The organism is Providencia sp. PROV_01, from assembly GCF_053098325.1.
The window spans coordinates 182,238-207,556 of the sequence record NZ_JBRFKD010000002.1 but is presented as its reverse complement, the minus strand read 5'-3'; the positions used below and the strand labels follow the sequence as shown (position 1 = coordinate 207,556).

44 protein-coding genes and 1 rRNA gene (1 of these 45 only partly in view) are annotated in these 25,319 nt (G+C 42.6%); 39 read left to right on the top strand and 6 right to left on the bottom strand.

Annotated features, from left to right (window positions below; all coding sequences use genetic code 11):
* The 33 genes from ACU696_RS01720 to ACU696_RS01560 all read left to right on the top strand — a co-directional run.
* Positions 1-118: EF-Tu C-terminal domain-related protein (locus ACU696_RS01720; RefSeq protein WP_447343221.1), on the top strand; the 118-nt coding region annotated here is incomplete at its 5' end.
* A gap of 225 nt (positions 119-343) precedes the next feature.
* Complete coding sequence (gene bfd / locus ACU696_RS01715; protein WP_004907122.1) at positions 344-544, top strand: bacterioferritin-associated ferredoxin; 201 nt, start codon at positions 344-346, stop codon at positions 542-544.
* A 126-nt stretch (positions 545-670) separates the two neighbouring features.
* Entirely contained in the window at positions 671-1,144 is a 474-nt protein-coding gene (gene bfr, locus ACU696_RS01710) for a bacterioferritin (RefSeq protein WP_004907125.1), read from the top strand.
* A 348-nt stretch (positions 1,145-1,492) separates the two neighbouring features.
* On the top strand, positions 1,493-1,804 hold the full coding sequence (rpsJ, locus tag ACU696_RS01705; protein ID WP_001181005.1) for a 30S ribosomal protein S10: 312 nt from the start codon (positions 1,493-1,495) through the stop codon (positions 1,802-1,804).
* Positions 1,805-1,836: 32 nt separating this feature from the next.
* Positions 1,837-2,466, top strand: a complete 630-nt coding sequence (gene rplC / locus ACU696_RS01700; RefSeq protein WP_004265414.1) for a 50S ribosomal protein L3 — start codon at positions 1,837-1,839, stop codon at positions 2,464-2,466.
* A gap of 16 nt (positions 2,467-2,482) precedes the next feature.
* Positions 2,483-3,088 (top strand): 50S ribosomal protein L4, encoded by a 606-nt coding sequence (rplD, locus tag ACU696_RS01695; protein WP_004265418.1) that lies wholly within the window; start codon positions 2,483-2,485, stop codon positions 3,086-3,088.
* Entirely contained in the window at positions 3,085-3,387 is a 303-nt protein-coding gene (gene rplW, locus ACU696_RS01690) for a 50S ribosomal protein L23 (protein ID WP_004265420.1), read from the top strand. The genes rplD and rplW overlap by 4 nt, the downstream gene beginning before the upstream one ends.
* 19 nt (positions 3,388-3,406) lie before the next feature.
* Positions 3,407-4,231, top strand: a complete 825-nt coding sequence (rplB, locus tag ACU696_RS01685) for a 50S ribosomal protein L2 (RefSeq protein ID WP_004907128.1) — start codon at positions 3,407-3,409, stop codon at positions 4,229-4,231.
* A 14-nt stretch (positions 4,232-4,245) separates the two neighbouring features.
* Positions 4,246-4,524, top strand: a complete 279-nt coding sequence (gene rpsS / locus ACU696_RS01680) for a 30S ribosomal protein S19 (protein WP_004265426.1) — start codon at positions 4,246-4,248, stop codon at positions 4,522-4,524.
* Between the two features lie 15 nt (positions 4,525-4,539).
* Complete coding sequence (gene rplV, locus ACU696_RS01675) at positions 4,540-4,872, top strand: 50S ribosomal protein L22 (RefSeq protein WP_004265430.1); 333 nt, start codon at positions 4,540-4,542, stop codon at positions 4,870-4,872.
* A 17-nt stretch (positions 4,873-4,889) separates the two neighbouring features.
* Positions 4,890-5,591 carry a 30S ribosomal protein S3 gene (rpsC, locus tag ACU696_RS01670; protein WP_004907131.1) on the top strand — a complete coding sequence of 234 codons (702 nt, stop codon included), beginning with the start codon at positions 4,890-4,892 and terminating at the stop codon, positions 5,589-5,591.
* A 12-nt stretch (positions 5,592-5,603) separates the two neighbouring features.
* Positions 5,604-6,014, top strand: coding sequence for a 50S ribosomal protein L16 (gene rplP, locus ACU696_RS01665; RefSeq protein ID WP_004265436.1), 411 nt, complete (start codon positions 5,604-5,606; stop codon positions 6,012-6,014).
* The gene (gene rpmC, locus ACU696_RS01660; protein WP_004265442.1) at positions 6,014-6,205 is read left to right on the top strand and encodes a 50S ribosomal protein L29; all 192 of its coding nucleotides are present in this window, start codon (positions 6,014-6,016) and stop codon (positions 6,203-6,205) included. The genes rplP and rpmC overlap by 1 nt, the downstream gene beginning before the upstream one ends.
* Entirely contained in the window at positions 6,205-6,459 is a 255-nt protein-coding gene (rpsQ, locus tag ACU696_RS01655) for a 30S ribosomal protein S17 (RefSeq protein WP_004265446.1), read from the top strand. The genes rpmC and rpsQ overlap by 1 nt, the downstream gene beginning before the upstream one ends.
* Before the next feature lie 175 nt (positions 6,460-6,634).
* Positions 6,635-7,006: a 50S ribosomal protein L14 gene (gene rplN / locus ACU696_RS01650; protein WP_004265449.1), complete on the top strand. Its 372-nt coding sequence runs from the start codon at positions 6,635-6,637 to the stop codon at positions 7,004-7,006.
* 11 nt (positions 7,007-7,017) lie between these two features.
* On the top strand, positions 7,018-7,332 hold the full coding sequence (rplX, locus tag ACU696_RS01645; RefSeq protein ID WP_004265452.1) for a 50S ribosomal protein L24: 315 nt from the start codon (positions 7,018-7,020) through the stop codon (positions 7,330-7,332).
* A gap of 15 nt (positions 7,333-7,347) precedes the next feature.
* Complete coding sequence (gene rplE, locus ACU696_RS01640; protein WP_004265455.1) at positions 7,348-7,887, top strand: 50S ribosomal protein L5; 540 nt, start codon at positions 7,348-7,350, stop codon at positions 7,885-7,887.
* A gap of 12 nt (positions 7,888-7,899) precedes the next feature.
* Positions 7,900-8,205 (top strand): 30S ribosomal protein S14, encoded by a 306-nt coding sequence (gene rpsN / locus ACU696_RS01635; protein WP_004265458.1) that lies wholly within the window; start codon positions 7,900-7,902, stop codon positions 8,203-8,205.
* Positions 8,206-8,234: 29 nt separating this feature from the next.
* Positions 8,235-8,627, top strand: a complete 393-nt coding sequence (gene rpsH / locus ACU696_RS01630; protein WP_004907134.1) for a 30S ribosomal protein S8 — start codon at positions 8,235-8,237, stop codon at positions 8,625-8,627.
* A 14-nt stretch (positions 8,628-8,641) separates the two neighbouring features.
* On the top strand, positions 8,642-9,175 hold the full coding sequence (gene rplF / locus ACU696_RS01625) for a 50S ribosomal protein L6 (RefSeq protein WP_004265464.1): 534 nt from the start codon (positions 8,642-8,644) through the stop codon (positions 9,173-9,175).
* Positions 9,176-9,184: 9 nt separating this feature from the next.
* Positions 9,185-9,538: a 50S ribosomal protein L18 gene (rplR, locus tag ACU696_RS01620; RefSeq protein ID WP_004907138.1), complete on the top strand. Its 354-nt coding sequence runs from the start codon at positions 9,185-9,187 to the stop codon at positions 9,536-9,538.
* Between the two features lie 14 nt (positions 9,539-9,552).
* Positions 9,553-10,053, top strand: coding sequence for a 30S ribosomal protein S5 (rpsE, locus tag ACU696_RS01615; RefSeq protein WP_004265471.1), 501 nt, complete (start codon positions 9,553-9,555; stop codon positions 10,051-10,053).
* Between the two features lie 6 nt (positions 10,054-10,059).
* Entirely contained in the window at positions 10,060-10,239 is a 180-nt protein-coding gene (gene rpmD, locus ACU696_RS01610) for a 50S ribosomal protein L30 (RefSeq protein WP_004265475.1), read from the top strand.
* Between the two features lie 3 nt (positions 10,240-10,242).
* Entirely contained in the window at positions 10,243-10,677 is a 435-nt protein-coding gene (gene rplO / locus ACU696_RS01605) for a 50S ribosomal protein L15 (RefSeq protein ID WP_004265478.1), read from the top strand.
* 7 nt (positions 10,678-10,684) lie between these two features.
* Positions 10,685-12,010 carry a preprotein translocase subunit SecY gene (gene secY, locus ACU696_RS01600; protein ID WP_004265481.1) on the top strand — a complete coding sequence of 442 codons (1,326 nt, stop codon included), beginning with the start codon at positions 10,685-10,687 and terminating at the stop codon, positions 12,008-12,010.
* 46 nt (positions 12,011-12,056) lie between these two features.
* On the top strand, positions 12,057-12,173 hold the full coding sequence (gene rpmJ / locus ACU696_RS01595; protein WP_004265484.1) for a 50S ribosomal protein L36: 117 nt from the start codon (positions 12,057-12,059) through the stop codon (positions 12,171-12,173).
* 145 nt (positions 12,174-12,318) lie between these two features.
* Entirely contained in the window at positions 12,319-12,675 is a 357-nt protein-coding gene (gene rpsM / locus ACU696_RS01590; RefSeq protein WP_004907144.1) for a 30S ribosomal protein S13, read from the top strand.
* A 16-nt stretch (positions 12,676-12,691) separates the two neighbouring features.
* Positions 12,692-13,081 (top strand): 30S ribosomal protein S11, encoded by a 390-nt coding sequence (gene rpsK, locus ACU696_RS01585; protein ID WP_002919257.1) that lies wholly within the window; start codon positions 12,692-12,694, stop codon positions 13,079-13,081.
* 38 nt (positions 13,082-13,119) lie between these two features.
* Entirely contained in the window at positions 13,120-13,740 is a 621-nt protein-coding gene (rpsD, locus tag ACU696_RS01580) for a 30S ribosomal protein S4 (protein WP_004907147.1), read from the top strand.
* Positions 13,741-13,765: 25 nt separating this feature from the next.
* Entirely contained in the window at positions 13,766-14,755 is a 990-nt protein-coding gene (locus ACU696_RS01575; protein ID WP_004907150.1) for a DNA-directed RNA polymerase subunit alpha, read from the top strand.
* Between the two features lie 37 nt (positions 14,756-14,792).
* Positions 14,793-15,179 carry a 50S ribosomal protein L17 gene (gene rplQ, locus ACU696_RS01570; RefSeq protein ID WP_004907152.1) on the top strand — a complete coding sequence of 129 codons (387 nt, stop codon included), beginning with the start codon at positions 14,793-14,795 and terminating at the stop codon, positions 15,177-15,179.
* 132 nt (positions 15,180-15,311) lie between these two features.
* Positions 15,312-15,728, top strand: a complete 417-nt coding sequence (gene zntR, locus ACU696_RS01565) for a Zn(2+)-responsive transcriptional regulator (RefSeq protein ID WP_004907154.1) — start codon at positions 15,312-15,314, stop codon at positions 15,726-15,728.
* A gap of 33 nt (positions 15,729-15,761) precedes the next feature.
* Positions 15,762-15,962 (top strand): alternative ribosome-rescue factor A, encoded by a 201-nt coding sequence (locus tag ACU696_RS01560; RefSeq protein ID WP_164529260.1) that lies wholly within the window; start codon positions 15,762-15,764, stop codon positions 15,960-15,962.
* Here the strand turns inward: ACU696_RS01560 and mscL are convergent, their stop codons facing one another.
* The 5 genes from mscL to def form a co-directional block, all read right to left on the bottom strand.
* Complete coding sequence (gene mscL, locus ACU696_RS01555) at positions 15,963-16,373, bottom strand: large-conductance mechanosensitive channel protein MscL (protein WP_004907161.1); 411 nt, start codon at positions 16,371-16,373, stop codon at positions 15,963-15,965. It abuts the gene before it with no gap.
* 105 nt (positions 16,374-16,478) lie between these two features.
* A complete protein-coding gene (gene trkA, locus ACU696_RS01550; protein WP_004265502.1) occupies positions 16,479-17,855 on the bottom strand; it encodes a Trk system potassium transporter TrkA in 1,377 nt (458 codons plus the stop codon).
* Positions 17,856-17,891: 36 nt separating this feature from the next.
* Positions 17,892-19,175: a 16S rRNA (cytosine(967)-C(5))-methyltransferase RsmB gene (rsmB, locus tag ACU696_RS01545; RefSeq protein WP_110731566.1), complete on the bottom strand. Its 1,284-nt coding sequence runs from the start codon at positions 19,173-19,175 to the stop codon at positions 17,892-17,894.
* A 69-nt stretch (positions 19,176-19,244) separates the two neighbouring features.
* Positions 19,245-20,192, bottom strand: coding sequence for a methionyl-tRNA formyltransferase (gene fmt, locus ACU696_RS01540; RefSeq protein WP_004907167.1), 948 nt, complete (start codon positions 20,190-20,192; stop codon positions 19,245-19,247).
* Between the two features lie 28 nt (positions 20,193-20,220).
* The gene (gene def / locus ACU696_RS01535; protein ID WP_004907170.1) at positions 20,221-20,742 is read right to left on the bottom strand and encodes a peptide deformylase; all 522 of its coding nucleotides are present in this window, start codon (positions 20,740-20,742) and stop codon (positions 20,221-20,223) included.
* Positions 20,743-20,875: 133 nt separating this feature from the next.
* Between def and dprA the strand changes: the two genes are divergently transcribed.
* From dprA to ACU696_RS01510, 5 genes are read left to right on the top strand one after another with little or no spacing between them, the layout of a single operon-like run.
* Positions 20,876-21,952 (top strand): DNA-processing protein DprA, encoded by a 1,077-nt coding sequence (dprA, locus tag ACU696_RS01530; RefSeq protein ID WP_164529258.1) that lies wholly within the window; start codon positions 20,876-20,878, stop codon positions 21,950-21,952.
* A gap of 24 nt (positions 21,953-21,976) precedes the next feature.
* Complete coding sequence (locus ACU696_RS01525; RefSeq protein WP_004907176.1) at positions 21,977-22,516, top strand: DNA topoisomerase family protein; 540 nt, start codon at positions 21,977-21,979, stop codon at positions 22,514-22,516.
* 12 nt (positions 22,517-22,528) lie between these two features.
* Positions 22,529-23,098 (top strand): L-threonylcarbamoyladenylate synthase type 1 TsaC, encoded by a 570-nt coding sequence (gene tsaC / locus ACU696_RS01520; RefSeq protein ID WP_209102842.1) that lies wholly within the window; start codon positions 22,529-22,531, stop codon positions 23,096-23,098.
* Positions 23,099-23,103: 5 nt separating this feature from the next.
* Entirely contained in the window at positions 23,104-23,922 is an 819-nt protein-coding gene (gene aroE / locus ACU696_RS01515) for a shikimate dehydrogenase (RefSeq protein ID WP_196720044.1), read from the top strand.
* The gene (locus ACU696_RS01510; protein ID WP_004907184.1) at positions 23,919-24,179 is read left to right on the top strand and encodes a DUF1488 family protein; all 261 of its coding nucleotides are present in this window, start codon (positions 23,919-23,921) and stop codon (positions 24,177-24,179) included. Before aroE ends, ACU696_RS01510 begins: the two co-directional genes overlap by 4 nt.
* Here ACU696_RS01510 and ACU696_RS01505 read toward each other — a convergent pair.
* Positions 24,155-24,700 carry a gamma carbonic anhydrase family protein gene (locus ACU696_RS01505; RefSeq protein WP_004907188.1) on the bottom strand — a complete coding sequence of 182 codons (546 nt, stop codon included), beginning with the start codon at positions 24,698-24,700 and terminating at the stop codon, positions 24,155-24,157. The genes ACU696_RS01510 and ACU696_RS01505 overlap by 25 nt on opposite strands.
* Before the next feature lie 434 nt (positions 24,701-25,134).
* On the opposite strand from ACU696_RS01505, the gene ACU696_RS01500 reads away from it, so the two are divergent.
* A 16S ribosomal RNA gene (locus ACU696_RS01500) occupies positions 25,135-25,319 on the top strand; it runs 1,384 nt beyond the window's last position.

Genomic DNA, 25,319 nt, shown 5'->3' with positions numbered 1-25,319 from the left:
CATCAACATGATCGTTACCCTGATCCACCCAATCGCGATGGACGACGGTTTACGTTTCGCAATCCGTGAAGGTGGCCGTACTGTAGGTGCGGGTGTTGTTGCAAAAATTATTGCATAATACATAGCTTCATTTAGTTTTAAAAAGGGCACCTTATTAGGTGCCCTTTTTTGTTGTCATAAACAAAATTACTTATCTTGTCCGTAATCTATTCTTTTGATTTAAATTGTTCGTGTAACAAACTTATTTGTAACAAATGATCTTTGTAAATCATTTTGAATGATAATTGAAATGCAAATCATTTTTATTTAAACTATCTGTATGTGATTTATACAGGTAAGCACCATGTACATTTGTCTTTGTGAAGCGATTACTGATAAACAAATCAGAAATGCTGCAAGAAAGTATCAAGTAACCTCACTGAAAGGGCTACGACAAATTTTGCCTGTAGGCTTAGAATGCGGGAAATGCATTAGGCAGACAAAGGCGATTTTATATGAAGAGCAAATGATTTTTGAGGATGCGTGTGCCGCTGAGGTTGCATAGTATCTTATACCATTCAAATTATTCCCACCAAATTTATCACTTTTGGTTTAAATACATTGCGTAAAAATTACACTAACATCAATTTCAGTACTACACTTAAAAGACTGGAAGCGATGGAGGGTAGCAATGAAAGGTGATAAAAAAATGATAGCCCACCTAAATAAACTACTGGGCAATGAGTTAGTTGCAATCAACCAATATTTTTTGCATGCTCGTATGTTTAAAAATTGGGGACTTACACGCCTCAATGAGATGGAATATCACGAATCAATTGATGAAATGAAGCACGCGGACAAATATATAGAGCGAATTCTTTTTCTCGAAGGTATTCCTAACCTACAAGATCTTGGTAAGTTAAATATTGGCGAAGATGTTGAAGAAATGCTGAAGTCAGATTTGCAGCTTGAAATCGATGGGGCGAAAAACCTAAAAGAAGCTATTAAATACGCAGATTCGGTTCATGACTACGTTAGTCGAGACCTGATGATTGAAATCTTAGCAGATGAAGAAAACCATATTGATTGGATAGAAACGCAATTAGAACTAATTACTCGCTTAGGAATTCAAAACTATCTTCAAGCGCAAGTTAGAGAAGAGTAATTTAGTATTTACATAGCTATTTGCTAAGTAAACTTGTATTAAAAGCCTCTCAGTCACTTCACTTCCTAAGTCTGAGAGGCTTTTTGATGAGTCTCTTCAAAAAAAATGCACATATTTTCCTCGATTACTTGTGTTTCCCTATAATTTACGTATAATGCGCGGGCTTACTGATGAGTAAGCCCTATATTTTAGGACTGAAATCTCAGTATTGAGTCAACGATTTGTTGCTCATTTAGACAATACTTCCGATTTGGAAGTTACATCAAGAACGATTACACTCTCCCATCAATCGAAATGGGTACGAGGAGTAATCATTTACGTTTATAAAATAGTTGGAGCTCTGGTCTCATGCAGAACCAAAGAATCCGTATCCGCCTGAAAGCTTTTGATCATCGTTTAATCGATCAATCAACTGCGGAAATCGTAGAGACTGCTAAGCGCACTGGTGCGCAAGTTCGTGGTCCTATCCCGCTGCCGACACGTAAAGAGCGTTTTACCGTTCTGATTTCTCCGCACGTTAACAAAGATGCGCGTGATCAGTACGAAATTCGCACTCACAAGCGTCTGGTTGACATCGTTGAGCCAACCGAAAAGACCGTTGATGCTCTGATGCGTCTGGACCTGGCTGCCGGCGTTGACGTGCAGATCAGCCTGGGTTAATCAGGTCGTCGAACGATTGAGAGGTTGAAACAATGAAAGGTTTAGTCGGTAAGAAAGTCGGTATGACTCGTATCTTCACTGAAGATGGCGTTTCTATACCTGTAACTGTTATCGAAATTGAAAATAACCGTGTTACTCAGGTTAAAACTGCAGAAACTGACGGTTATAATGCAATTCAGGTTACTACCGGGAGCAAAAAAGCTAACCGTGTAACTAAGCCTGAAGCAGGTCATTTCGCTAAAGCTGGCGTCGAAGCTGGCCGTATCCTACGTGAATTCCGTATTGAAGACAGTGCAGAATACACAGTAGGTCAAAGCATTAGCGTTGAAATTTTCGCTGACGTTAAAAAAGTCGACGTTACTGGTACATCTAAAGGTAAAGGTTTTGCCGGCACAGTTAAGCGCTGGAATTTCCGTACTCAAGATGCTACTCACGGTAACTCCTTGTCTCACCGTGTTCCGGGTTCTATCGGTCAAAACCAGACTCCGGGCAAAGTGTTTAAAGGCAAGAAAATGGCAGGCCAACTGGGTAATGAACGTGTAACTGTTCAAAGCTTAGATGTAGTACGTGTTGACGCTGAGCGCAACCTGCTGCTGGTCAAAGGTGCTGTTCCAGGAGCAACTGGTAGCAACCTGATCGTAAAACCGGCTGTCAAGGCTTAACGTCGAGGAGATAGGAATGGAATTGGTAATGAAAGACGCGCAAAGCGCGCTGACTGTTTCCGAAACTACCTTCGGGCGTGATTTCAATGAAGCGCTTGTTCACCAAGTAGTTGTTGCGTATGCAGCTGGTGCTCGTCAAGGTACTCGTGCTCAGAAAACTCGTGCTGAAGTTTCTGGTTCAGGTAAAAAACCATGGCGTCAAAAAGGTACTGGCCGTGCACGTTCTGGTTCAGTAAAGAGCCCAATTTGGCGCTCTGGTGGTGTTAGCTTCGCAGCTAAACCACAGGACCACAGTCAAAAAGTTAATAAGAAGATGTACCGTGGTGCTTTAAAAAGCATCCTCTCTGAGTTGGTACGTCAAGATCGTCTGATCGTTGTCGAGAAGTTCTCTGTTGAAGCACCTAAAACTAAGTTGCTGGCACAGAAACTGAAAGATATGGCTCTGGAAGATGTTCTGATCATCACTGCTGAATTAGATGAAAATCTGTTTTTAGCAGCACGTAACCTGTATAAGGTTGACGTTCGTGATGCAGCAGGTATTGACCCAGTTAGCCTGATCGCCTTCGACAAAGTGGTTATGACTGCTGATGCTGTGAAGCAAGTTGAGGAGATGCTGGCATGATCCGTGAAGAACGTCTGCTGAAAGTACTGCGCGCGCCGCATGTATCTGAAAAAGCTTCTACAGCGATGGAAAAAAGCAATACCATCGTTCTCAAAGTTGCGAAAGACGCGACTAAAGCAGAAATCAAAGCTGCTGTACAGAAACTGTTTGAAGTCGAAGTTGAAGGTGTTAACACTTTGCTGGTTAAAGGCAAAACTAAACGCCACGGTCAGCGTTTCGGTCGTCGTAGCGACTGGAAAAAAGCTTACGTCACGCTGAAAGAAGGCCAAAATTTGGACTTCATTAGCGGTGCTGAGTAAGTCGGAGGAGTAAAGAACAATGGCAGTTGTTAAATGTAAACCTACGTCTCCGGGCCGTCGCCACGTAGTTAAAGTGGTTAACCCTGAGCTGCATAAGGGTAAGCCTTATGCTCCGCTGTTAGAAAAAAACAGCAAATCCGGTGGTCGTAACAACAATGGCCGTATCACTACCCGTCACATCGGTGGTGGCCATAAGCAGCATTATCGTTTAGTTGACTTTAAACGCAACAAAGATGGTATTCCTGCAGTTGTTGAGCGTTTGGAATATGATCCAAATCGTTCTGCGAACATTGCACTGGTTCTATATAAAGACGGTGAACGTCGTTATATTCTTGCACCAAAAGGCTTGAAAGCTGGTGACCAGATTCAATCTGGTGTTGATTCAGCAATCAAAGCTGGTAATGCACTGCCGATGCGCAATATCCCTGTTGGTTCTACAGTTCATAATATCGAACTGAAACCAGGTAAAGGTGGACAGTTAGCGCGTTCAGCAGGTACTTACGCTCAAATCGTTGCTCGTGATGGCGCTTATGTCTCATTACGTTTACGTTCTGGTGAAATGCGTAAAGTTTTAGCTGATTGCCGTGCAACTCTTGGTGAAGTTGGTAACGCTGAACATATGTTACGTGTTCTCGGTAAAGCTGGTGCTAGCCGCTGGCGTGGTATTCGTCCTACCGTTCGCGGTACTGCGATGAACCCAGTTGACCATCCACATGGTGGTGGTGAAGGCCGTAACTTTGGTAAACACCCAGTAACACCATGGGGCGTTCAAACCAAAGGTAAGAAAACTCGTAGCAACAAGCGTACTGATCAATTCATCGTACGTCATCGTTCTAAAAAATAATTAGAGGATAAACCATGCCACGTTCTCTCAAGAAAGGTCCTTTTATTGACCTGCACTTGCTGAAGAAGGTAGAGAAAGCGGTGGAAAGCGGAGACAAGAAGCCTCTTAAGACTTGGTCCCGTCGTTCAACGATCTTTCCTAATATGATCGGATTGACCATCGCTGTCCATAATGGTCGTCAGCATGTTCCAGTTTTCGTAACCGACGAAATGGTTGGTCACAAACTGGGTGAATTCGCACCGACTCGCACTTATCGCGGCCACGCGGCAGATAAGAAAGCTAAGAAACGTTAAGGATAGGAGGAAGAGATGGAAACTTTAGCTATGCATCGCCACGCTCGTTCTTCTGCCCAGAAGGTTCGCTTAGTTGCCGACCTGATTCGCGGTAAGAAAGTGTCGCAAGCTCTGGAAATTCTGACCTACACCAACAAGAAAGCTGCTGGTTTAGTGAAGAAAGTACTTGAATCTGCAATTGCTAACGCAGAGCAAAACGATGGCGCTGACATTGATGACCTGAAAGTTGCGAAAATTTTCGTAGACGAAGGTCCAACCATGAAACGCATCATGCCGCGTGCGAAAGGCCGTGCAGATCGTATTCTTAAGCGCACCAGCCACATTACTGTGGTTGTGTCCGATCGCTGAGACTCTGGAGACTAGCAATGGGTCAGAAAGTACATCCTAATGGTATTCGCCTGGGTATTGTCAAACCTTGGAACTCTACTTGGTATGCGAACACCAATGAATTCGCTGACAACCTAGACAGCGATTTTAAAGTACGCCAGTACTTGAATAAAGAATTGGCAAAAGCGTCAATCTCTCGCATCGTTATCGAACGTCCTGCGAAAAGCATCCGTGTGACTATTCACACTGCTCGCCCAGGTATCGTTATCGGTAAGAAAGGTGAAGACGTTGAAAAACTGCGTAAAACAGTAGCGGATATCGCTGGTGTTCCTGCGCAAATCAATATCGCCGAAGTTCGTAAACCAGAACTAGACGCTAAATTAGTTGCTGACAGCATTTCTTCACAGCTGGAACGTCGTGTTATGTTCCGTCGTGCTATGAAGCGTGCAGTACAGAACGCAATGCGTCTGGGCGCTAAAGGTATTAAAGTTGAAGTCAGTGGCCGTTTAGGCGGTGCTGAAATCGCTCGTACCGAGTGGTATCGTGAAGGCCGTGTGCCACTGCACACATTACGTGCTGATATCGATTACAACACTTCAGAAGCGCACACCACTTACGGTGTTCTCGGCGTTAAGGTATGGATCTTCAAAGGTGAGATTCTGGGTGGTATGGCTGCTGTTGAACAAGCTGAGAAACCAGCTGCTCAACCTAAAAAGCAGCAGCGTAAAGGCCGCAAGTAAGGAGAGTCGCTGATGTTACAACCAAAGCGTACAAAATTCCGTAAGGTGCACAAAGGCCGCAACCGTGGTCTAGCGCAAGGTACGGATGTTAGCTTCGGCACTTTCGGTCTTAAAGCTGTTGGCCGTGGTCGTCTGACTGCACGTCAGATCGAAGCGGCACGTCGTGCTATGACCCGTGCTATTAAGCGTCAAGGTAAAATCTGGATCCGTGTGTTCCCAGACAAACCAATCACTGAGAAACCACTCGAAGTTCGTATGGGTAAAGGTAAAGGTAACGTAGAATATTGGGTTGCCTTAATCCAGCCTGGTAAAGTACTGTACGAAATGGACGGTGTGCCTGAAGAGCTGGCTCGTGAGGCATTCTCTCTGGCAGCAGCGAAACTGCCTATCAAAACCACCTTTGTAACTAAGACGGTGATGTAATGAAAGCACAAGAGCTGCGCGAAAAAAGCGTTGAAGAGCTGAATGCTGAACTTTTGAACCTGTTACGTGAACAATTTAATTTACGTATGCAGGCTGCAAGTGGTCAGCTGCAACAGTCTCATCTGTTGAAACAAGTGCGTCGCGATATCGCACGTGTGAAGACTTTACTGACTGAGAAGGCAGGTGCGTAATGAGCGATAAAATCCGTACTCTGCAAGGTCGTGTAGTTAGCGATAAAATGGAGAAATCTATTGTTGTTGCTATCGAGCGTATGGTGAAACACCCTCTGTATGGTAAATTCATCCGTCGTACGACTAAATTGCACGTACATGACGAGAACAATGAATGTGGAATTGGTGACGTGGTAGAAATCCGCCAAACTCGTCCACTGTCTAAGACTAAGTCTTGGGCCTTAGTTCGCGTTGTAGAAAAAGCTGTTCTGTAATAGAATAACTTTTCTTGATGAATAAACGGCTCTTTTTGATTGAGCCGTTTATTTTTTTCTGTCCAACACGATGATGTGGTGTTATAATGCCGCGCCCTCGTAGTATGGGTATATTTGAACGGCCTCTTCATAATGAGGTGGCTCAGTAGTAGTTGACATTTAGCGGAGCACTAAAATGATCCAAGAACAGACTATGCTGAACGTGGCCGACAACTCCGGTGCACGTCGCGTAATGTGTATCAAGGTTCTAGGTGGCTCGCACCGTCGCTATGCACATGTAGGCGACATCATTAAAATTACTGTTAAAGAAGCAATTCCACGCGGTAAAGTTAAAAAGGGTGATGTCCTGAAAGCGGTAGTGGTGCGCACCAAGAAGGGTGTACGTCGCCCTGACGGTTCTGTCATTCGCTTCGATGGTAATGCTTGTGTGTTATTAAATAATAACAGCGAGCAAGTAATCGGTACGCGTATTTTTGGGCCGGTAACTCGTGAACTTCGTAATGAGAAGTTTATGAAAATTATCTCTCTGGCACCTGAAGTACTCTAAGGAGCGAAACTATGGCAGCGAAAATCCGTCGTGATGACGAAGTTATCGTGCTAACTGGGAAAGACAAAGGTAAGCGCGGTAAAGTAAAGCAGGTTATTTCTTCTAGTAAAGTTATCGTTGAAGGTATCAATCTGGTTAAAAAACATCAGAAGCCTGTACCGGCTCTGAACCAACCAGGTGGCATCGTTGAAAAAGAAGCGGCTATTCAAGTTTCTAACGTTGCAATCTTTAACGCGGCAACTGGTAAGGCTGACCGTGTAGGCTTTAGATTCGAAGACGGCAAAAAAGTCCGTTTCTTCAAATCTAACAGTGAAACTATCAAGTAATTTTTGGAGTATACGATGGCGAAACTGCATGATTACTATAAAGACGAAGTAGTTAATAAACTCATGACTGAGTTTAGCTACACTTCTGTCATGCAAGTCCCTCGGGTCGAGAAGATCACCCTGAATATGGGTGTTGGTGAAGCGATTGCTGATAAAAAACTGCTGGATAACGCAGCAGCTGATTTAACAGCGATCTCAGGTCAAAAACCTTTGATCACCAAAGCACGCAAATCTGTTGCAGGCTTCAAAATCCGTCAGGGCTATCCAATCGGCTGTAAAGTAACCCTGCGTGGCGAACGCATGTGGGAGTTCCTTGAGCGTCTGATTTCTATTGCTGTACCACGTATTCGTGACTTCCGTGGCTTGTCCGCTAAGTCTTTCGATGGTCGCGGTAACTACAGCATGGGTGTTCGTGAACAAATCATCTTCCCTGAAATCGATTACGATAAAGTGGATCGCGTACGTGGTTTAGATATTACTATCACCACTACTGCGAAATCAGATGACGAAGGTCGCGCACTGTTAGCAGCGTTCAACTTCCCGTTCCGCAAGTAAGGCAGGGTACTCATGGCTAAGAAATCTATGAAAGCGCGTGATGTTAAACGTGCTAAATTAGCTGAGAAATTCTTCGCAAAACGCGTAGAACTGAAAGCTATCATCTCTGATGTTAAAGCATCTGATGAAGATCGCTGGGACGCTGTTCTCAAGCTGCAAACACTGCCACGTGATTCAAGTCCTTCTCGTCAGCGTAATCGCTGCCGTCAAACAGGGCGTCCGCACGGTTTCCTGCGGAAGTTTGGTCTGAGCCGTATTAAAGTCCGTGAAGCCGCTATGCGCGGTGAAATCCCGGGCCTTAAAAAGGCAAGTTGGTAATTCCATTTGAATCACGGGAGTAAAGACAGATGAGCATGCAAGATCCCATCGCGGATATGCTGACCCGTATCCGTAACGGTCAGGCCGCGAACAAAGTTGCGGTCACCATGCCTTCCTCCAAGCTGAAAGTGGCAATTGCCAAAGTGCTGAAGGAAGAAGGTTATATTGAAGATTTTAAAATTGAAGGCGACATCAAGCCAGAACTGGAACTGACTTTACGTTATTTCCAAGGTAAGGCTGTTGTAGAAAGCATTCAGCGTGTAAGCCGCCCAAGTCTGCGCATCTATAAGAAAAAAGATGAGCTGCCACAAGTTATGGCTGGTTTAGGTATCGCTGTTGTTTCTACCTCTAAAGGTGTCATGACTGATCGTGCAGCTCGCCAAGCTGGTCTTGGTGGCGAGATTCTCTGCTACGTAGCTTAATTCGGGAGGAAAGAATGTCTCGTGTGGCAAAAGCACCCGTCGTCATTCCTGCCGGCGTAGAGGTAAAACTCAACGGTCAGGTTATTTCGATTAAGGGTAAAAACGGCGAGCTTACTCGTACTATCCATAATGCAGTTGAAGTTAAAAGCGAAGACAATCAACTGACTTTCGCACCACGCGAAGGTTTTGATGATGCATGGGCACAAGCGGGTACTACTCGTTCACTGTGTAACGCAATGGTTGTTGGTGTTACCGAAGGCTTCACTAAAAAGCTTCAACTGGTCGGTGTTGGTTACCGTGCAGCAATCAAAGGCAATGCTGTAAGCTTGTCTTTAGGTTTCTCGCATCCGGTTGAACACGCACTGCCAGCAGGCATTACTGCTGAATGCCCAACACAAACTGAAATCGTACTGAAAGGTGCGGATAAGCAAGTGATTGGTCAAGTTGCAGCAGAACTGCGTGCTTACCGTCGTCCTGAACCTTACAAAGGTAAAGGTGTTCGTTACGCCGATGAAATCGTGCGTACCAAAGAGGCTAAGAAGAAGTAAGGTAACACTATGGATAAGAAAGCAGCTCGTATCCGTCGTGCGACCCGCGCACGCCGTAAGATCCAAGAATTGGGTGCGACTCGCCTGGTGGTACATCGTACTCCACGCCATATTTATGCGCAGGTTATCGCACCAAACGGTTCTGAAACATTGGTTGCAGCTTCTACTACAGAAAAAGCTATCAATGAACAAGTTAAGTTTACTGGAAACAAAGACGCAGCAGCAATTGTTGGTAAATTAGTTGCTGAACGCGCACTGGAAAAAGGCATCACTGTTGTTGCTTTTGACCGTTCTGGTTTCCAATATCATGGTAGAGTCCAGGCACTGGCAGATGCTGCCCGTGAAGCTGGCCTTCAGTTCTAAGGTAGAGGTGTAAGATGGCTCACATCGAGAAACAAGCTGGCGAACTGCAGGAAAAGCTGATCGCGGTAAACCGCGTAGCAAAAACCGTTAAAGGTGGCCGTATTTTCAGCTTTACCGCACTGACTGTAGTTGGTGATGGTAACGGTCGCGTTGGTTTTGGCTACGGCAAAGCGCGCGAAGTTCCGGCAGCAATCCAGAAAGCGATGGAAAAAGCCCGTCGCAGTATGAAAACCGTTGCTCTAAACAACGGCACATTGTTCCACCCTGTGAAAGGTACACACACTGGTTCTCGTGTGTTTATGCAACCTGCTCACGAAGGTACCGGTATCATTGCCGGCGGTGCAATGCGTGCTGTTTTAGAAGTAGCTGGAGTTCGCAACGTACTGGCTAAAACCTATGGTTCCACAAACCCAATCAACGTGGTTCGTGCAACACTGGATGCTTTAGACAGCATGAAGTCTCCAGAAATGGTCGCAGCTAAGCGTGGAAAATCCGTCGAAGAAATTCTGGGGTAATCGGCTATGGCTAAGACTATTAAAATTACACAAGTTCGCAGTTCAATCGGTCGTCTGCCTAAGCATAAGGCAACACTGGTCGGTTTAGGTCTGCGTCGCATTGGTCATACAGTAGAGCGCGAGGATACTCCTGCTGTACGTGGTATGGTCAACTTGGTTTCCTACATGGTTAAAGTTGAGGAGTAAGAGATGCGTTTAAATACTCTGTCTCCGGCTGAAGGTGCCAAGCACGCGCCTAAACGCGTAGGTCGTGGTATCGGTTCTGGTCTGGGTAAAACCGGCGGCCGTGGTCACAAAGGTCAGAAATCTCGTTCTGGCGGTGGCGTACGTCGTGGTTTCGAAGGTGGCCAGATGCCTTTATACCGTCGTTTGCCGAAATTCGGCTTCACTTCACGTAAAGCAATGATCACTGCAGAGATTCGTCTGTCTGATTTTGCTGCTGTTGAAGGCGATGTTATTGATCTGAACGCACTGAAAGCCGCGAACGTTGTTGGCATCCAGATTGAATATGCTAAGGTTATTCTGTCTGGCGAAGTGAACCGTGCAGTTACTGTACGTGGCCTTCGTGTTACTAAAGGTGCTCGCGCTGCAATCGAAGCTGCCGGCGGTAAAATTGAGGAATAAGTGACAGATGGCTAAACAACCAGGATTAGATTTTCAAAGTGCCAAGGGTGGAGCTGGTGAACTTAAACGCAGACTTTTGTTTGTAATTGGTGCGCTAATTGTTTTCCGAATTGGTTCTTTTATTCCAATCCCTGGTATTGATGCCACTGTGCTTGCCAAATTGCTCGAACAGCAACAAGGCACCATCATTGAAATGTTTAACATGTTCTCTGGTGGTGCTCTTAGCCGTGCTTCTATCTTTGCTTTGGGTATCATGCCGTATATTTCGGCATCGATCATTATCCAATTATTATCAGTGGTTAATCCACGATTAGCAGAGATCAAGAAGGAAGGAGAAGCAGGTCGTCGGAAGATAAGCCAATATACTCGCTGGGGTACTCTGGTATTAGCAATATTCCAATCTATTGGTATTGCAATGGGTCTACCGAATATGCCAGGGATGCAAGGGTTAGTCATTGATCCAGGCCTCCCGTTCTACTTTACGGCAGTTGTTAGCTTAGTCACAGGGACTATGTTCCTAATGTGGTTAGGTGAGCAGATAACTGAAAGAGGTATCGGTAACGGTATTTCTATCATTATCTTCGCTGGTATTGTTGCGGGGTTACCGCCGGCTATTGGCCATACCATCGAGCAAGCTCGGCAAGGCGATCTGCACTTCCTCCTGTTGCTGTTGGTTGCGGTGTTAGTATTCGCGGTTACTTTCTTTGTTGTGTTTATGGAACGTGGTCAACGTCGTATTGTCGTTAATTACGCTAAACGTCAGCAAGGGCGCCGTGTTTATGCAGCACAAAGTACGCATTTACCGTTAAAAGTGAATATGGCGGGTGTAATTCCTGCAATTTTTGCTTCCAGTATCATACTATTCCCGGGTACAATAGCTTCTTGGTTTGGTGATGGAACTGGCTGGGACTGGCTGACTACAATTTCTATGTATTTGCAGCCTGGTCAACCGTTATATGTGTTACTTTATGCATCTGCGATCATCTTCTTCTGTTTCTTCTATACGGCGTTGGTTTTCAACCCAAGAGAAACAGCAGATAACCTGAAGAAGTCCGGTGCATTTGTACCAGGAATTCGTCCGGGAGAGCAAACGGCCAAGTACATTGATAAGGTAATGACTCGCTTAACATTAGTTGGTGCATTATATATTACCTTCATCTGCCTAATCCCGGAGTTCATGCGTGACGCAATGAAAGTACCTTTTTACTTTGGTGGTACTTCCCTCTTAATCGTGGTTGTCGTTATCATGGACTTTATGGCTCAAGTGCAAACTCTAATGATGTCAAGTCAGTATGAGTCTGCATTGAAGAAAGCAAACCTGAAAGGTAAGTAATCACTTAGTGTGATTATGGTTTGCTTAGAAGTTACGGAGAGTAAAAATGAAAGTTCGTGCTTCCGTCAAGAAATTATGCCGTAACTGCAAAATTATCCGTCGCAATGGTAGCGTTCGTGTAATTTGTAGTGTTGAACCAAGACATAAACAACGTCAAGGTTAAGAAAAAGCATTTTTTTCTTGCAAAGTTGGGTTGAGCTGGCTAAATTAGCCAGCCAATCTTTTTTATCTAAGATACATTATTGTTTGAGTATCCTGAAAACGGGCTTTTCAGCACAGTAATGTATATTTTAACTTAGGAGTGCATAGTGGCCCGTATAGCAGGCATTAACATTCCTGATCATAAACATACTGTAATCGCTTTAACATCGATTTTCGGTATCGGTAAGACCCGCTCACAGGCTATCTGTGAAGCAACAGGTATTGCTGAAAATGTTAAGATCAGTGAGCTGTCTGAAGAACAAATCGACAAGCTGCGTGACGAAGTTGCTAAATACGTTGTAGAAGGTGACTTACGTCGTGAAATTACCCTGAGCATCAAGCGTCTGATGGACCTTGGATGTTACCGTGGTTTACGTCATCGTCGTGGTCTTCCTGTGCGCGGACAGCGTACTAAGACTAACGCTCGTACCCGTAAGGGTCCGCGTAAGCCGATCAAGAAATAAGTCGGGGTATTGAATAATGGCAAAAGCACCAATTCGTGCACGTAAGCGTGTAAGAAAACAAGTCTCAGACGGTGTGGCTCATATCCATGCTTCTTTCAACAACACAATCGTTACTATTACTGACCGTCAAGGTAACGCATTAGGTTGGGCAACTGCCGGTGGTTCCGGTTTCCGTGGTTCTCGCAAATCTACTCCGTTCGCAGCTCAGGTTGCAGCAGAGCGTTGCGCAGAAGCTGTGAAAGAATACGGAATCAAAAACCTGGAAGTTATGGTTAAGGGACCGGGTCCGGGTCGCGAATCAACAATTCGTGCTCTGAACGCCGCTGGTTTCCGCATCACTAATATTACTGATGTGACTCCTATCCCTCATAACGGTTGTCGCCCACCGAAAAAACGTCGCGTTTAAATACGTTTCGTTTTTTTTAGGACTGTTGGAGAAAGAAAATGGCTAGATATTTGGGTCCTAAGCTCAAGCTGAGCCGTCGCGAAGGAACAGACCTCTTTCTGAAGTCTGGTGTTCGCGCGATTGACACCAAGTGTAAATTAGAACAGGCTCCAGGCCAGCACGGTGCGCGTAAACCGCGTCTGTCTGACTATGGTGTCCAGTTACGTGAAAAACAAAAAGTTCGTCGTATGTTCGGTGTTCTGGAACGTCAATTCCGTAACTATTACAAAGAAGCAACACGTCTGAAAGGCAACACAGGTGAAAACCTGCTGACTTTGCTTGAAGGTCGTCTTGATAACGTCGTTTACCGTATGGGCTTTGGCGCAACTCGCGCAGAAGCACGTCAAATGGTTAGCCACAAAGCTATCATGGTAAATGGTCGCGTAGTTAATATCGCTTCTTATCAGGTTTCCCCGAATGACGTTATCAGCGTTCGTGAGAAAGCTAAAAAACAGTCTCGTATTAAGGCTGCTTTAGAGCTGGCTGAACAGCGTGAGAAGCCAACTTGGCTGGAAGTTGATGCTGCTAAAATGGAAGGTGTGTTCAAACGTATTCCTGAACGTACTGACTTGTCTGCGGACATTAACGAACACCTGATCGTCGAGCTTTACTCCAAGTAAAGCTTAGCACCAAAGAGAGGACACAATGCAGGGTTCTGTGACAGAGTTTCTAAAACCGCGCCTGGTAGATATCGAGCAAGTGAGTTCGACGCACGCTAAGGTGACCCTTGAGCCTTTAGAGCGTGGCTTTGGCCATACTCTTGGTAACGCACTGCGCCGTATTCTGCTTTCGTCTATGCCGGGTTGTGCGGTGACAGAGGTTGAAATTGATGGTGTACTGCATGAGTACAGCACCAAAGAAGGTGTACAGGAAGATATCCTGGAGATTCTCCTCAACCTGAAAGGGCTGGCGGTAAAAGTTCAGGGGAAAGATGAAGTTATTTTAACCTTGAATAAATCTGGCATTGGCCCTGTGACTGCAGCCGACATCATCCATGATGGTGATGTCGAAATCGTCAAGCCACAGCACGTCATCTGCCACCTGACTGACGAAAGCGCATCTATTAATATGCGAATTAAAGTACAGCGTGGTCGTGGTTATGTGCCGGCTTCTGCCCGAGTTCATTCGGAAGAAGATGAGCGCCCAATCGGTCGTTTGTTAGTCGATGCTTGCTACAGCCCAGTAGAGCGTATAGCCTACAATGTTGAAGCAGCTCGTGTTGAGCAACGTACAGACTTGGATAAGTTAGTTATTGAAATGGAAACTAACGGTACAATCGATCCTGAAGAGGCGATTCGCCGTGCGGCAACCATTCTGGCTGAACAACTTGAAGCTTTTGTTGACTTACGTGATGTACGTCAGCCTGAAGTTAAAGAAGAAAAACCAGAATTCGATCCTATCTTATTGCGCCCAGTTGACGATCTGGAATTGACTGTCCGCTCTGCTAACTGCCTCAAAGCAGAAGCTATCCACTACATCGGTGATCTGGTACAGCGTACAGAAGTTGAGTTGCTTAAAACTCCGAATCTTGGTAAGAAATCTCTTACTGAAATTAAGGACGTCTTGGCATCTCGTGGTCTTTCTCTGGGCATGCGCTTAGAAAATTGGCCACCAGCAAGTATTGCTGATGATTAAGATCACAGGTTAAGGTTTTACTGAGAAGGATAAGGTCATGCGCCATCGTAAGAGTGGTCGTCAATTGAACCGCAACAGCAGCCACCGCCAAGCTATGTTCCGTAACATGGCAGGTTCTTTAGTTCGTCATGAAATCATCAAGACGACTCTGCCTAAAGCGAAAGAACTGCGTCGCGTCGTTGAGCCGCTGATTACTCTTGCCAAGACCGACAGCGTAGCTAATCGTCGTCTGGCATTCGCACGTACTCGTGATAACGAGATCGTTGCAAAATTATTTAATGAACTGGGACCTCGTTTCGCAGCTCGTGCAGGTGGTTACACTCGTATTCTTAAGTGTGGCTACCGTACAGGTGACAACGCTCCGATGGCTTACATCGAGCTTGTTGACCGTGCTGTTGAGTCTCAAGAAGCAGCTGCAGAGTAATCTGTCGTCGCTTTCAAGAAAACCGGGTATATTTGCCCGGTTTTTTTGTACCTGCTATTCTTGTCTTCCTAATAGGTTTGTTCCCTTGAATTTTTTGTGATTAACCCATATTTACAGGTAAGTGTTATGAGCATGTATAAGATAGGTGAAATTGCTAGGCTTGCAGATGTGACGCCTGATACAATTCGTTTTTATGAAAAACAAGGTTTGATGGAACACAAAGAAAGAACTGAAGGTGGGTATAGGTTATTTACTGAGCATGACTTGCAGCGTTTGCGTTTTATTCGTTATGCAAAACAGTTAGGCTTTACTTTAGAAGCTATTACTGAGTTACTTTCAATACGAGTTGATCCTGAACATCATACTTGTCAGGAATCTAAACAGATTGTAGATCTTAGATTACTTGAAGTTGAAAAAAAGATACAAGAGCTTATTATTATGCGCGATTCGTTGAAGATGTTAAGTTCAGCATGTTGTGGTGAAGAACATGCGACAACTTATTGCTCTATTATGGAAATATTAGAAAAAGGCGCATCTAAAGTTTATTAATTATATAATCAGCTAACTATATGAAGGTATATCATGAGTAAATATCAACATAAACGTGGTGAGATTAAAGATAATGCGATTGAAGCATTACTCCATGATCCACTATTTCGTCAAAGAGTTGAAAAAAATAAAAAAGGGAAAGGTAGTTACACAAGAAAAGGAAAAAATAAGAATTCAGTTAACTGGGAGGCCAGTGGTAATAGGTTTATTGACGTATTACCACTGGCCTTTTAGTTATTTTTTATTTTGTTCTTTCAAAAGATCACGAATTTCTGATAATAGAACTTCTTCTTTAGAAGGTGGTGCAGGCTCTGCTGGTGCTGCTTCTTTTTCGCGGCGAACTTTATTCATAACTTTAATTGCCATAAAGATAGCAAAGGCAACAATAACAAAGTCAAAAACAGTTTGTATAAACATTCCATAATTTAGTACAACTGCGGGTAAATCACCTTGTGCTTCTTTCAGTACGATGCTAAATGATTTGAAATCAACACCACCGATTAGTAACCCTAGCGGAGGCATGATGACATCAGCAACTAATGAAGATACAATTTTACCAAATGCGGCACCAATAATAATACCGACTGCCATATCCACTACATTACCTTTCATGGCAAATTCGCGGAAATCTTTTAAAAAGCTCATTAGACGACCCCTTAATAAATAACTCAATTGAAACAAAACATGTATTAGGTTAACAAATTATAGTCGCTAGAATTATTAAGCTGCAAATATTTACTATTTTTATTTTTATAAGAAGAATGGACTCGGTTGAAATAATTTTTCAACTTCGGGTACATACTTTTTATCTGTAATAAACATAATGACATGGTCACCTTGTTCAATAATATGGTAATCACTAGCTATAATGACTTCTTCTTCTCGGACAATCGCACCAATAATAGTTCCTGGAGGAAGTTTAATTTCAGATATTTTTTTACCAACAACTTTTGACGTATTTTCATCACCGTGTGCAATTGCCTCAATAGCTTCCGCAACACCTCTTCTTAAAGATGATACATTGACGATATCTGCTTTTCTGACATGGCTTAGTAAAGCGGAAATAGTTGCTTGTTGAGGTGAAATTGCAATGTCAATGACCCCACCTTGAACAAGTTCAACGTATGCAGAGCGTTGTATAAGCACCATTGCTTTTTTAGCCCCCATTTTTTTAGCTAACATAGCAGACATAATATTAGCTTCATCATCATTTGTTAGGGCAATAAAAACATCCATTTGCTCAATGTGCTCTTCAGTGAGTAACTCTTGGTCAGATGCATCTCCATAAAACACAATTGTATCATGCAGTAGCTCAGCAAGTTCTGTTGCACGCTTCTGGTTGCGTTCAATAAGTTTCACGCTGTAATCTTTTTCTAGTCGTCTTGCTAGACCAGCTCCAACGTTGCCACCACCAACTATCATCAAACGTTTGTATGGCTTTTCTAACCTTTGCAGCTCACTCATTACAGCTCGGATATGTTGTGTAGAAGCAACAAAAAAAACTTCGTCTCCCGCTTCAATGATTGTTGAGCCTTGAGGCCGGATAGGCCTATCTTGGCGGAAAATAGCGACAACGCGAGTATCAATATGTGGCATATGTTCGCGTAAACTCGATAATGCATTACCCACGAGGGAACCGCCGTAATAGGCTTTTACAGCAACAATACTGACTTTGCCTTCTGCAAAGTTTACAACTTGAAGAGCACCAGGGTATTGAATTAATTTATAGATATAATCGATAACTAATTGTTCTGGCGATATTAAGTAGTCAATCGGGATTTGTTCAGGCAGGAACAATTTGTCGGCTTCACGGATATATTCAGTTGCCCTGATACGCGCTATTTTATTTGGGGTATTAAATAGGCTATAGGCAATCTGGCAAGCAATCATGTTAGTTTCATCGGAATTGGTCACTGCTACTAACATATCTGCATCTTCTGCACCTGCATCTCGAAGTACCCGGGGATGAGAACCATGGCCATTTACCACTCGCAGATCGAATTGATCCTGTAATTGACGTAAGCGATCAGCATCGGTATCGACGACGGTAATATCATTGTTCTCATCAACTAAATTTTCAGCAAGCGTGCCGCCAACTTGCCCAGCACCTAGAATAATGATCTTCATTACATATTCCTATATCAGAGAGCTGGCTACCATTTCCTACACTTTTTTGACTAAGCGTGCATAAAAGAAACCATCACCGCCATTAGTACTGGGTAATATTTGTAATCCAGCATCAGTTCCGTCATTTAGACAGGCATCATTATGTTTAGATAGGAAATTGTGTATTTGTTTTCCGTTTTCTTCGGGCATAATTGAACAAGTCGCATAGACCAGTGTGCCACCTGGTTTTAAATAAGGCCAGATAGCTTCGAGAATTTGAGATTGTAGTTGCGCTAATTCATTTATGTCTGAATCACGACGTAGCCATTTAATATCAGGATGACGTCGAATAACGCCTGTTGCGGAACAAGGAGCATCAAGCAAAATACGATCAAATTGCTGACCTTGAGCCCATGTTTCAGGCTGTGTTCCGTCTCCTTGTATAACAACAGCATGTTGCTTTAGACGAATTAAATTTTCTTTCACTCTTTTAAGGCGTGATTCATCTATGTCTACAGCAATAACATTAGCCTTAGGGGCTAACTCTAAAATATGGGTTGTTTTTCCACCTGGTGCTGCACATAAATCTAAAATATTTTCCCCATTTTGAGGTTCTAGTAATTCAGCACAGCCTTGAGCTGAAACATCTTGTACTGTTGACCAACCATCTTCAAAGCCCGGAAGACGAGAAACAGCTGTAGGTTCATCTAAGCGGATAGCATTTGGATGTGAAGAGTGCAAATGTGCGGTTATCTCAGATTGCTCTAATAAATTAAGATATTGTGTAGCTGTGTGATGCTGAGAATTTACTCTTAACCACATAGGTGGGCGTTGGTTATTTGCTTCAATAATAGATTGCCAATCATCTGGATAGGCTGTTTGTAGGCGTTTTAATAACCAGCTTGGATGTAAATATTGGCTAGTGTTGTTAGTAATTCTTTCTTCTAATTGTACTTGTTGGCGTTGAAATGAACGCAACACGCCATTAATAAGCCCTTTTAATTGGGGTTTTTTCAGTGCTACTGCTCCATTTACTGTTTCTGCTAATGCAGCATGAGGCGGAATGCGAGTATAAAGTAGCTGATAGATACCTACCATAATTAAGTAATGCAGGGTTCTTTGTTTACCAGTTAATGGTTTTTCCATTAGCTGACTAATAAACCATTCAAGCTTAGGTAAATAACGTAAAACGCCAAAGCAAATTTCTTGTAATAAAGCTTTATCTTTATCATTGATATTGCGTTGTAAGTCAGGCAATACAGTGCTTAGTGATTGTCCGTTATCAAGGACTTGATTAATTGCTGTTGCCGCGATACTACGCAAATTATATGTGTTTTTCATATGGTGAAGATGAATATATTAGTGACTGAAATAAAACTGCCTGAAGGTATCAGGCAGTTTACAAGTTCGTTATGCTAGAATTTGCTCTGGAGTAAACCATTCGCGACGAGAGTTTAGGATATCTTGTGCACTCATTGCTTTTTTGCCAGGCGGTTGTAGCTGAGTAATATTTAGTATGCCATTTCCTGTGGCGATACATATACCTTTTTTATCAGCGCTAATAATTGTTCCTGGTTGCTTGTCATGTTCGTCGGTGAATACTTCAGCTTGCCAAACTTTAATGAGTTGCTCTTCAACCATGAAATAACTCATTGGCCAAGGATTGAAAGCACGAATACAACGCTCAATATGTACAGCATCATCTTGCCAATTAATGCGAGCTTCCTCTTTCGATAATTTTTCAGCATAATTTGCTAATGAATCGTCTTGTTTCTCACCAACGCATTGACCTGCGGATAACATCTCAACAGTATGAATTAATGCTTCAGGGCCTGTTATTGCTAATTTATCATATAACGAGGCGCTCGTATCACTAGCGCTAATTGGACAAATTGCTTTGTAAAGCATGTCTCCAGTATCTAAACCTGCGTCCATTTGCATAATAGTCACACCCGTTTCAGTATCACCAGCCCAAATAGAACGTTGAATTGGTGCTGCTCCTCTCCAGCGAGGTAACAAAGAGCCGTGAACATTCAAGCAACCTAAGCGAGGAATATCAAGAACGGCTTGCGGTAAAATCAATCCATAAGCAACAACTATCATTAAGTCCGCATTTTGGTCTTTTATCCACTGCTGGTTTTCGCTATCTCTAAGAGATATTGGTTGAAAAACAGGGAGTTGGTTTTCTTCAGCGAGAACCTTGACAGGGCTTGGTGTTAACTTTTTACCTCTCCCCGCAGGTTTATCATGGCGAGTGAGAACGCCTACGATTTGGTGCCTGGTACCTAAGAGAGCAGCTAAGTGTTTGGCCGCAAAATCTGGTGTACCTGCAAAAATAATTTTCAATGGCTCTGACACGTTAATTTCCCTATTTATATTTAGCGAACTAGCTATTCTTGGCTTCTTTTGCTCTTAGTCTGTCTAGTTTTTCAACTTTCTGGCGGATGCGCTGACGTTTTAAAGGCGATAAATAGTCAACAAATAGCTTACCAACAAGGTGGTCCATTTCATGTTGGATACAGATAGCTAATAAACCATCAGCCTCTAGTTCAAAAGACTCGCCGTTATAATTTAGTGCACGAACTTTTACCTGCTCAGCACGAGGGACGAAGCCATGTTGTTCCGGAATAGACAAGCAACCTTCTTCGATACCTGTTTCCCCAGATTTATCTAACAATTCAGGGTTAATAAGAACTAAGCGCTCATCACGAGTTTCGGACACATCAATGACGATGATTCGCTGGTGGATATCGACTTGAGTTGCTGCAAGGCCAATACCTTCTTCTTCATACATGGTATCGAACATATCATCAACGATACGCTGTATAGAAGCATCAACTTTGTCTACTGGCTTAGCAATTGTGCGTAAGCGTTCGTCTGGATAATGTAATACGTTTAAGACTGACATAAATTTTTCGAGCGGTTTCCAAAATGTGAATGGGAATTAATGACTATTCTAGACATTTCTCTTTCATATTGACAGTATTGGTTATGATTTGTTCACTGAAGAACCTATTTGTTAATGAGTCAGGATGACAATAATGGATACCCAAGAAATTTGGTTAAGGATGTCTCAAGTTAAAAGGCTATTGCCCCTGAATGCAGTAAGAATAATTAATGAGCTAAAACAACTAAATAAAATTAGCTATCAGGCTTTACACCATCATGGTTTGAATGAAATACAGCAATTACAATTTATGAATGTCTCTATGCACCGGCTAGAAAAAGTACAAGCATGGCTTTCAGATAAACATCATCAAATGATTACTTACTGTGATTCCCATTACCCTTTTTTATTAAAGCAAATCTACAGTCCTCCTCTTTTATTATTTGTTGAGGGAAAAAGTGAATTATTGGTAGCGCCACAAATTGCTATAGTTGGCAGTCGTAGAGCAAGTGAATATGGCAGAATATGGACTAACCTGTTTGTAAAGAGCTTTGTTCACCATGGTATAACCATCACTAGTGGGCTTGCATTAGGTATCGACGGTATAAGCCATAAAGCAGCTCTAGATAATAGAGGTGAAACAATTGCGGTTTTAGGTAGCGGATTAGCAAATATTTACCCGCGTCAACATGCTGAATTAGCTGAAAAGATTAAAAATTATGGTGCGTTGATTTCAGAATATTGGCCGGATGTACCACCATTACCTAAGCAATTTCCCAAGAGAAACCGTATTATTAGTGGGTTAAGTAAAGCAGTTGTTGTCATTGAAGCTGGAATGAAAAGTGGATCATTAATAACTGCTAGATATGCATTAGAGCAAAACCGTGACTTATTTACATTGCCTGCTCCATTGGGTAATTCTGCATTCCATGGTAACCATTGGCTATTGCAGCAAGGAGCTTATCTATTAGCTGAACCTGAAGATGTATTGCAACATATTGGTGATGGGTTAAATTGGATACAAACAGAATTGCCTATAGAAAAGGTATCACTTGAGTTTAGTGTGGTAGAAAATAAAATTTTAGGTATGGTGGGGTACCAAGCGACACCAGTAGATGTCATTGCAGAACAGACCCAAATTCCTGTTACTCAAATAATTACCATATTAACTGAGATGGAAATCAATGGAGTAGTTAGCTCGGGGGCTGGTGGGTATATCAGAGTCACTTAGTTAAAAGCAACAGTAGAGAAAAACATGTCTAAACAACTGCCCTTCGATACAGAGAAAAATGAACATTGTCCAGAATGCGATTCCTTGCTTGTTATCCGCAATAGTTCACATGGGCCTTTTTTAGGTTGTTCAAGTTATCCACAATGTCATTATATGAGGCCGCTAAGGCCTACAGTAGAAAGTCATATTATTAAAGTATTAAGTGGTCAACATTGTCCTAAATGTAGCCATGACTTAGTGCTGAAGCAAGGCCGATTTGGCATGTTTATTGGTTGTAGTAATTATCCTGAATGTGAACATATTGAGCTAATTGATAAGCCGGATGAAACTAAAATTTCTTGCCCGCAATGCCAAACAGGGAATTTATTACAGAGAAAATCGCGTTTCGGTAAGACTTTTTATGCTTGTGATAATTATCCTAACTGTCAGTTTATATTAAATAATAAGCCTATTACTGGTAAATGTAAGTATTGTGAATATCCATTACTTATGGAAAAAAGGGGGGGACAGGGAGTAAGATTATTTTGTGCCAGCAAACGCTGCGGTAAGCAACAAGAAGAATAATGAGTTAAAACTATGTCAAATATATCTACACCTGCAATTGAAAGTATCATAAATTCATTACAACACGAGGAGGTTATTGCCTACCCAACAGAAGCCGTATTTGGTTTAGGCTGTGACCCAGATAGTGAAAAGGCAGTACATAAGTTATTAGAATTGAAGCAACGCCCTTGGGAAAAAGGATTAATCCTTATTGCTGATAGCTATGAACAATTAAAAGACTATATAGATGATGAGCAGTTAACGGAAGATCAGAAACAAGCGATGTTTGCAACATGGCCAGGGCCAGTAACATGGGTTATCCCCGCAAAAACAACGACGCCAAAATGGTTGACTGGCCGGTTTGACACCATCGCAGTGAGAGTCACAGACCATGAATTAGTAAAAAGCTTATGCCGTCATTATGGCAAACCTTTAGTGTCTACAAGTGCAAATTTAAGTGGTTTAGAGCCTTGTAGAACAATAGAAGAAGTAATTGCTCAGTTTAAAGGAAGTGTTCCTGTCCTTGATGGAACAGTGGGTGGCCGCCAAAATCCTTCTGAAATAAGAGACGCAAAAACAGGGCAACTATATCGTAAAGGATAATATTGATGGAAATGTTTGCGGTTTTTGGCAATCCAATTCAACACAGTAAATCACCTGTTATACATAAAATGTTTGCAGAGCAAACAGGTATTTCACTGAAATATGAAAAAATCCTAGCACCAGTAGAGGGTTTCGAACAAAGCTTAATAGAGTTTTTTTCACAAGGTGGAAAGGGCGCAAACATTACATTGCCATTTAAGGAGCGCGCCTTTCATGCTGTTTCTGAATTAACAGCGAGAGCTCAAACTTGTGGTGCAGTTAATACGGTCATGAAGCTTGATGATCATCGATTGCTGGGAGACAACACAGATGGAATGGGGCTTTTGTTAGATTTACAGCGTTTGAATTTTGTACATCCAAGTAGCCGAATATTAATAGTTGGTGCTGGTGGTGCAACACGTGGAGCATTATTGCCACTTTTAGAATATGGCTGTGATATCACTTTAACAAATAGAACCTTTTCTAAGGCTGTGTTATTAATTAACGAATTTTCAGCTCTGGGGAAAATATGCGGGAAGGAGATCTCGCAGATCGTATCTGCTGATTTTGATCTGATCATCAATGCGACTTCATCTGGTGTGAATGGAGAAGTTCCTGCAATTGATCCAAATGTATTTAATCATCAAGTTGCATGTTATGACATGTTTTATAAATCGTCATTAACTCCTTTCCTTGAATTTGCGGCTCAACACCAAGTGACTAAGATAGCGGATGGCTTAGGTATGCTTGTAGGACAAGCTGCATTTTCTTTTAAGCTATGGCATGGCGTTCTTCCTGAAATTACACCTGTTTTATCTGCTTTATATAAGGAATTGAAAGGGTGAATCAGCAAATTCAATTTCCGGATAGAGAAGAGTGGGATGAGCTATCCAAGCAAGTACGCTTTCCTGTGTTGATTAGCGGAATGCTTGCCGAATGTGCAATCCCTCAGTCATTGCTATTTCAACGCTATGGTCAAGAAGAAACACCTCTGAGGTTATTTCAGCAGTATCGATGGGATATCGAAGAAGAGTTTGAAGCCTTGATTGAACAAGGCCTCGATGGCGAAGATGGGCTTTACGTATTATCAGAGGCTAAATAGTTATTTTTCCATTCAACATAGTTATTTGCTGAATAACGTAGATGACCTAACTCAGCATCAGTCAATTTTCGGATGGCTTTTGCTGGGCTCCCTGTATATAAGTAACCAGACTCGAGCCTTTTTCCTTGAGTCACTAAACTGTTAGCTCCGATAATAACGTCATCTTCGACTATAGCCCCATCAATGACAATTGAGCCCATTCCAACCAGTACTCTATTCCCTATAGTGCAACCATGTAACATGACTTTATGGCCAATGGTGACATCTTCCCCGATAATTAACGGGTTTCCCTCAGGGTTACTGGCAGATTTATGCGTGACATGTAGTACTGAGCCATCTTGGATATTGGTGCGTGCGCCAATAGAGATATAGTTAACATCACCACGCAAAACACTGAGAGGCCAAATACTGACATCATCAGCTATGCGAACATCTCCAATTACAACAGAAGATGGGTCAATGAAAACGCGTGCATTAATAGAAGGATAGATACCTAAATAAGGGCGTAAAAGTGTGTTCATAGTTATAACCATAAAAAGAAATAAAGGATGGCAGTTAAATAACTCGCTAATTCATTATGAATTTATGAGCCAAGTAGGCTGCTAAAGTTAGAATTATAGGCATGAAGTCGCTTCTTTTATAATCGTTATGCAGTGAAAAAGCACAAGATGGCTATTTTATCTGCAAACGGAGTTTTTTTTTAAAAAAAAGGTTGTGTAATTTTGAAGGCCTCGCGACAACGACCTCGAAGTCGAAAATCAAAAGATTTAGTCGCAACGCTCTTTAACAATTTATCAGACAATCTGTGTGGGCACTCACAGGACACTATCAAAAAAATATTTGATTTTAAGTCTTGAAGAGTGACTAACACGTTAATTCATATATATGAACTAATAGGTAATTTGTTTCTTCGGAAATCAAACGACAGTAAACATTCTTTGAGCATCAAGCTTTTTAATTGAAGAGTTTGATCATGGCTCAGATTGAACGCTGGCGGCAGGCCTAACACATGCAAGTCGAGCGGTAACAGGGGAAGCTTGCTTCTCGCTGACGAGCGGCGGACGGGTGAGTAATGTATGGGGATCTGCCCGATAGAGGGGGATAACTACTGGAAACGGTAGCTAATACCGCATAATCTCT

Bases quoted from the DNA above. Each gene is read 5' to 3' on its own strand.
- bfd (WP_004907122.1), top strand. From the start codon at position 344: ATGTACATTTGTCTTTGTGAAGCGATTACTGATAAACAAATCAGAAAT.
- bfr (WP_004907125.1), top strand. From the start codon at position 671: ATGAAAGGTGATAAAAAAATGATAGCCCACCTAAATAAACTACTGGGC.
- rpsJ (WP_001181005.1), top strand. From the start codon at position 1,493: ATGCAGAACCAAAGAATCCGTATCCGCCTGAAAGCTTTTGATCATCGT.
- rplC (WP_004265414.1), top strand. From the start codon at position 1,837: ATGAAAGGTTTAGTCGGTAAGAAAGTCGGTATGACTCGTATCTTCACT.
- rplD (WP_004265418.1), top strand. From the start codon at position 2,483: ATGGAATTGGTAATGAAAGACGCGCAAAGCGCGCTGACTGTTTCCGAA.
- rplW (WP_004265420.1), top strand. From the start codon at position 3,085: ATGATCCGTGAAGAACGTCTGCTGAAAGTACTGCGCGCGCCGCATGTA.
- rplB (WP_004907128.1), top strand. From the start codon at position 3,407: ATGGCAGTTGTTAAATGTAAACCTACGTCTCCGGGCCGTCGCCACGTA.
- rpsS (WP_004265426.1), top strand. From the start codon at position 4,246: ATGCCACGTTCTCTCAAGAAAGGTCCTTTTATTGACCTGCACTTGCTG.
- rplV (WP_004265430.1), top strand. From the start codon at position 4,540: ATGGAAACTTTAGCTATGCATCGCCACGCTCGTTCTTCTGCCCAGAAG.
- rpsC (WP_004907131.1), top strand. From the start codon at position 4,890: ATGGGTCAGAAAGTACATCCTAATGGTATTCGCCTGGGTATTGTCAAA.
- rplP (WP_004265436.1), top strand. From the start codon at position 5,604: ATGTTACAACCAAAGCGTACAAAATTCCGTAAGGTGCACAAAGGCCGC.
- rpmC (WP_004265442.1), top strand. From the start codon at position 6,014: ATGAAAGCACAAGAGCTGCGCGAAAAAAGCGTTGAAGAGCTGAATGCT.
- rpsQ (WP_004265446.1), top strand. From the start codon at position 6,205: ATGAGCGATAAAATCCGTACTCTGCAAGGTCGTGTAGTTAGCGATAAA.
- rplN (WP_004265449.1), top strand. From the start codon at position 6,635: ATGATCCAAGAACAGACTATGCTGAACGTGGCCGACAACTCCGGTGCA.
- rplX (WP_004265452.1), top strand. From the start codon at position 7,018: ATGGCAGCGAAAATCCGTCGTGATGACGAAGTTATCGTGCTAACTGGG.
- rplE (WP_004265455.1), top strand. From the start codon at position 7,348: ATGGCGAAACTGCATGATTACTATAAAGACGAAGTAGTTAATAAACTC.
- rpsN (WP_004265458.1), top strand. From the start codon at position 7,900: ATGGCTAAGAAATCTATGAAAGCGCGTGATGTTAAACGTGCTAAATTA.
- rpsH (WP_004907134.1), top strand. From the start codon at position 8,235: ATGAGCATGCAAGATCCCATCGCGGATATGCTGACCCGTATCCGTAAC.
- rplF (WP_004265464.1), top strand. From the start codon at position 8,642: ATGTCTCGTGTGGCAAAAGCACCCGTCGTCATTCCTGCCGGCGTAGAG.
- rplR (WP_004907138.1), top strand. From the start codon at position 9,185: ATGGATAAGAAAGCAGCTCGTATCCGTCGTGCGACCCGCGCACGCCGT.
- rpsE (WP_004265471.1), top strand. From the start codon at position 9,553: ATGGCTCACATCGAGAAACAAGCTGGCGAACTGCAGGAAAAGCTGATC.
- rpmD (WP_004265475.1), top strand. From the start codon at position 10,060: ATGGCTAAGACTATTAAAATTACACAAGTTCGCAGTTCAATCGGTCGT.
- rplO (WP_004265478.1), top strand. From the start codon at position 10,243: ATGCGTTTAAATACTCTGTCTCCGGCTGAAGGTGCCAAGCACGCGCCT.
- secY (WP_004265481.1), top strand. From the start codon at position 10,685: ATGGCTAAACAACCAGGATTAGATTTTCAAAGTGCCAAGGGTGGAGCT.
- rpmJ (WP_004265484.1), top strand. From the start codon at position 12,057: ATGAAAGTTCGTGCTTCCGTCAAGAAATTATGCCGTAACTGCAAAATT.
- rpsK (WP_002919257.1), top strand. From the start codon at position 12,692: ATGGCAAAAGCACCAATTCGTGCACGTAAGCGTGTAAGAAAACAAGTC.
- rpsD (WP_004907147.1), top strand. From the start codon at position 13,120: ATGGCTAGATATTTGGGTCCTAAGCTCAAGCTGAGCCGTCGCGAAGGA.
- ACU696_RS01575 (WP_004907150.1), top strand. From the start codon at position 13,766: ATGCAGGGTTCTGTGACAGAGTTTCTAAAACCGCGCCTGGTAGATATC.
- rplQ (WP_004907152.1), top strand. From the start codon at position 14,793: ATGCGCCATCGTAAGAGTGGTCGTCAATTGAACCGCAACAGCAGCCAC.
- zntR (WP_004907154.1), top strand. From the start codon at position 15,312: ATGTATAAGATAGGTGAAATTGCTAGGCTTGCAGATGTGACGCCTGAT.
- ACU696_RS01560 (WP_164529260.1), top strand. From the start codon at position 15,762: ATGAGTAAATATCAACATAAACGTGGTGAGATTAAAGATAATGCGATT.
- mscL (WP_004907161.1), bottom strand. From the start codon at position 16,373: ATGAGCTTTTTAAAAGATTTCCGCGAATTTGCCATGAAAGGTAATGTA.
- trkA (WP_004265502.1), bottom strand. From the start codon at position 17,855: ATGAAGATCATTATTCTAGGTGCTGGGCAAGTTGGCGGCACGCTTGCT.
- rsmB (WP_110731566.1), bottom strand. From the start codon at position 19,175: ATGAAAAACACATATAATTTGCGTAGTATCGCGGCAACAGCAATTAAT.
- def (WP_004907170.1), bottom strand. From the start codon at position 20,742: ATGTCAGTCTTAAACGTATTACATTATCCAGACGAACGCTTACGCACA.
- dprA (WP_164529258.1), top strand. From the start codon at position 20,876: ATGGATACCCAAGAAATTTGGTTAAGGATGTCTCAAGTTAAAAGGCTA.
- ACU696_RS01525 (WP_004907176.1), top strand. From the start codon at position 21,977: ATGTCTAAACAACTGCCCTTCGATACAGAGAAAAATGAACATTGTCCA.
- tsaC (WP_209102842.1), top strand. From the start codon at position 22,529: ATGTCAAATATATCTACACCTGCAATTGAAAGTATCATAAATTCATTA.
- aroE (WP_196720044.1), top strand. From the start codon at position 23,104: ATGGAAATGTTTGCGGTTTTTGGCAATCCAATTCAACACAGTAAATCA.
- ACU696_RS01505 (WP_004907188.1), bottom strand. From the start codon at position 24,700: ATGAACACACTTTTACGCCCTTATTTAGGTATCTATCCTTCTATTAAT.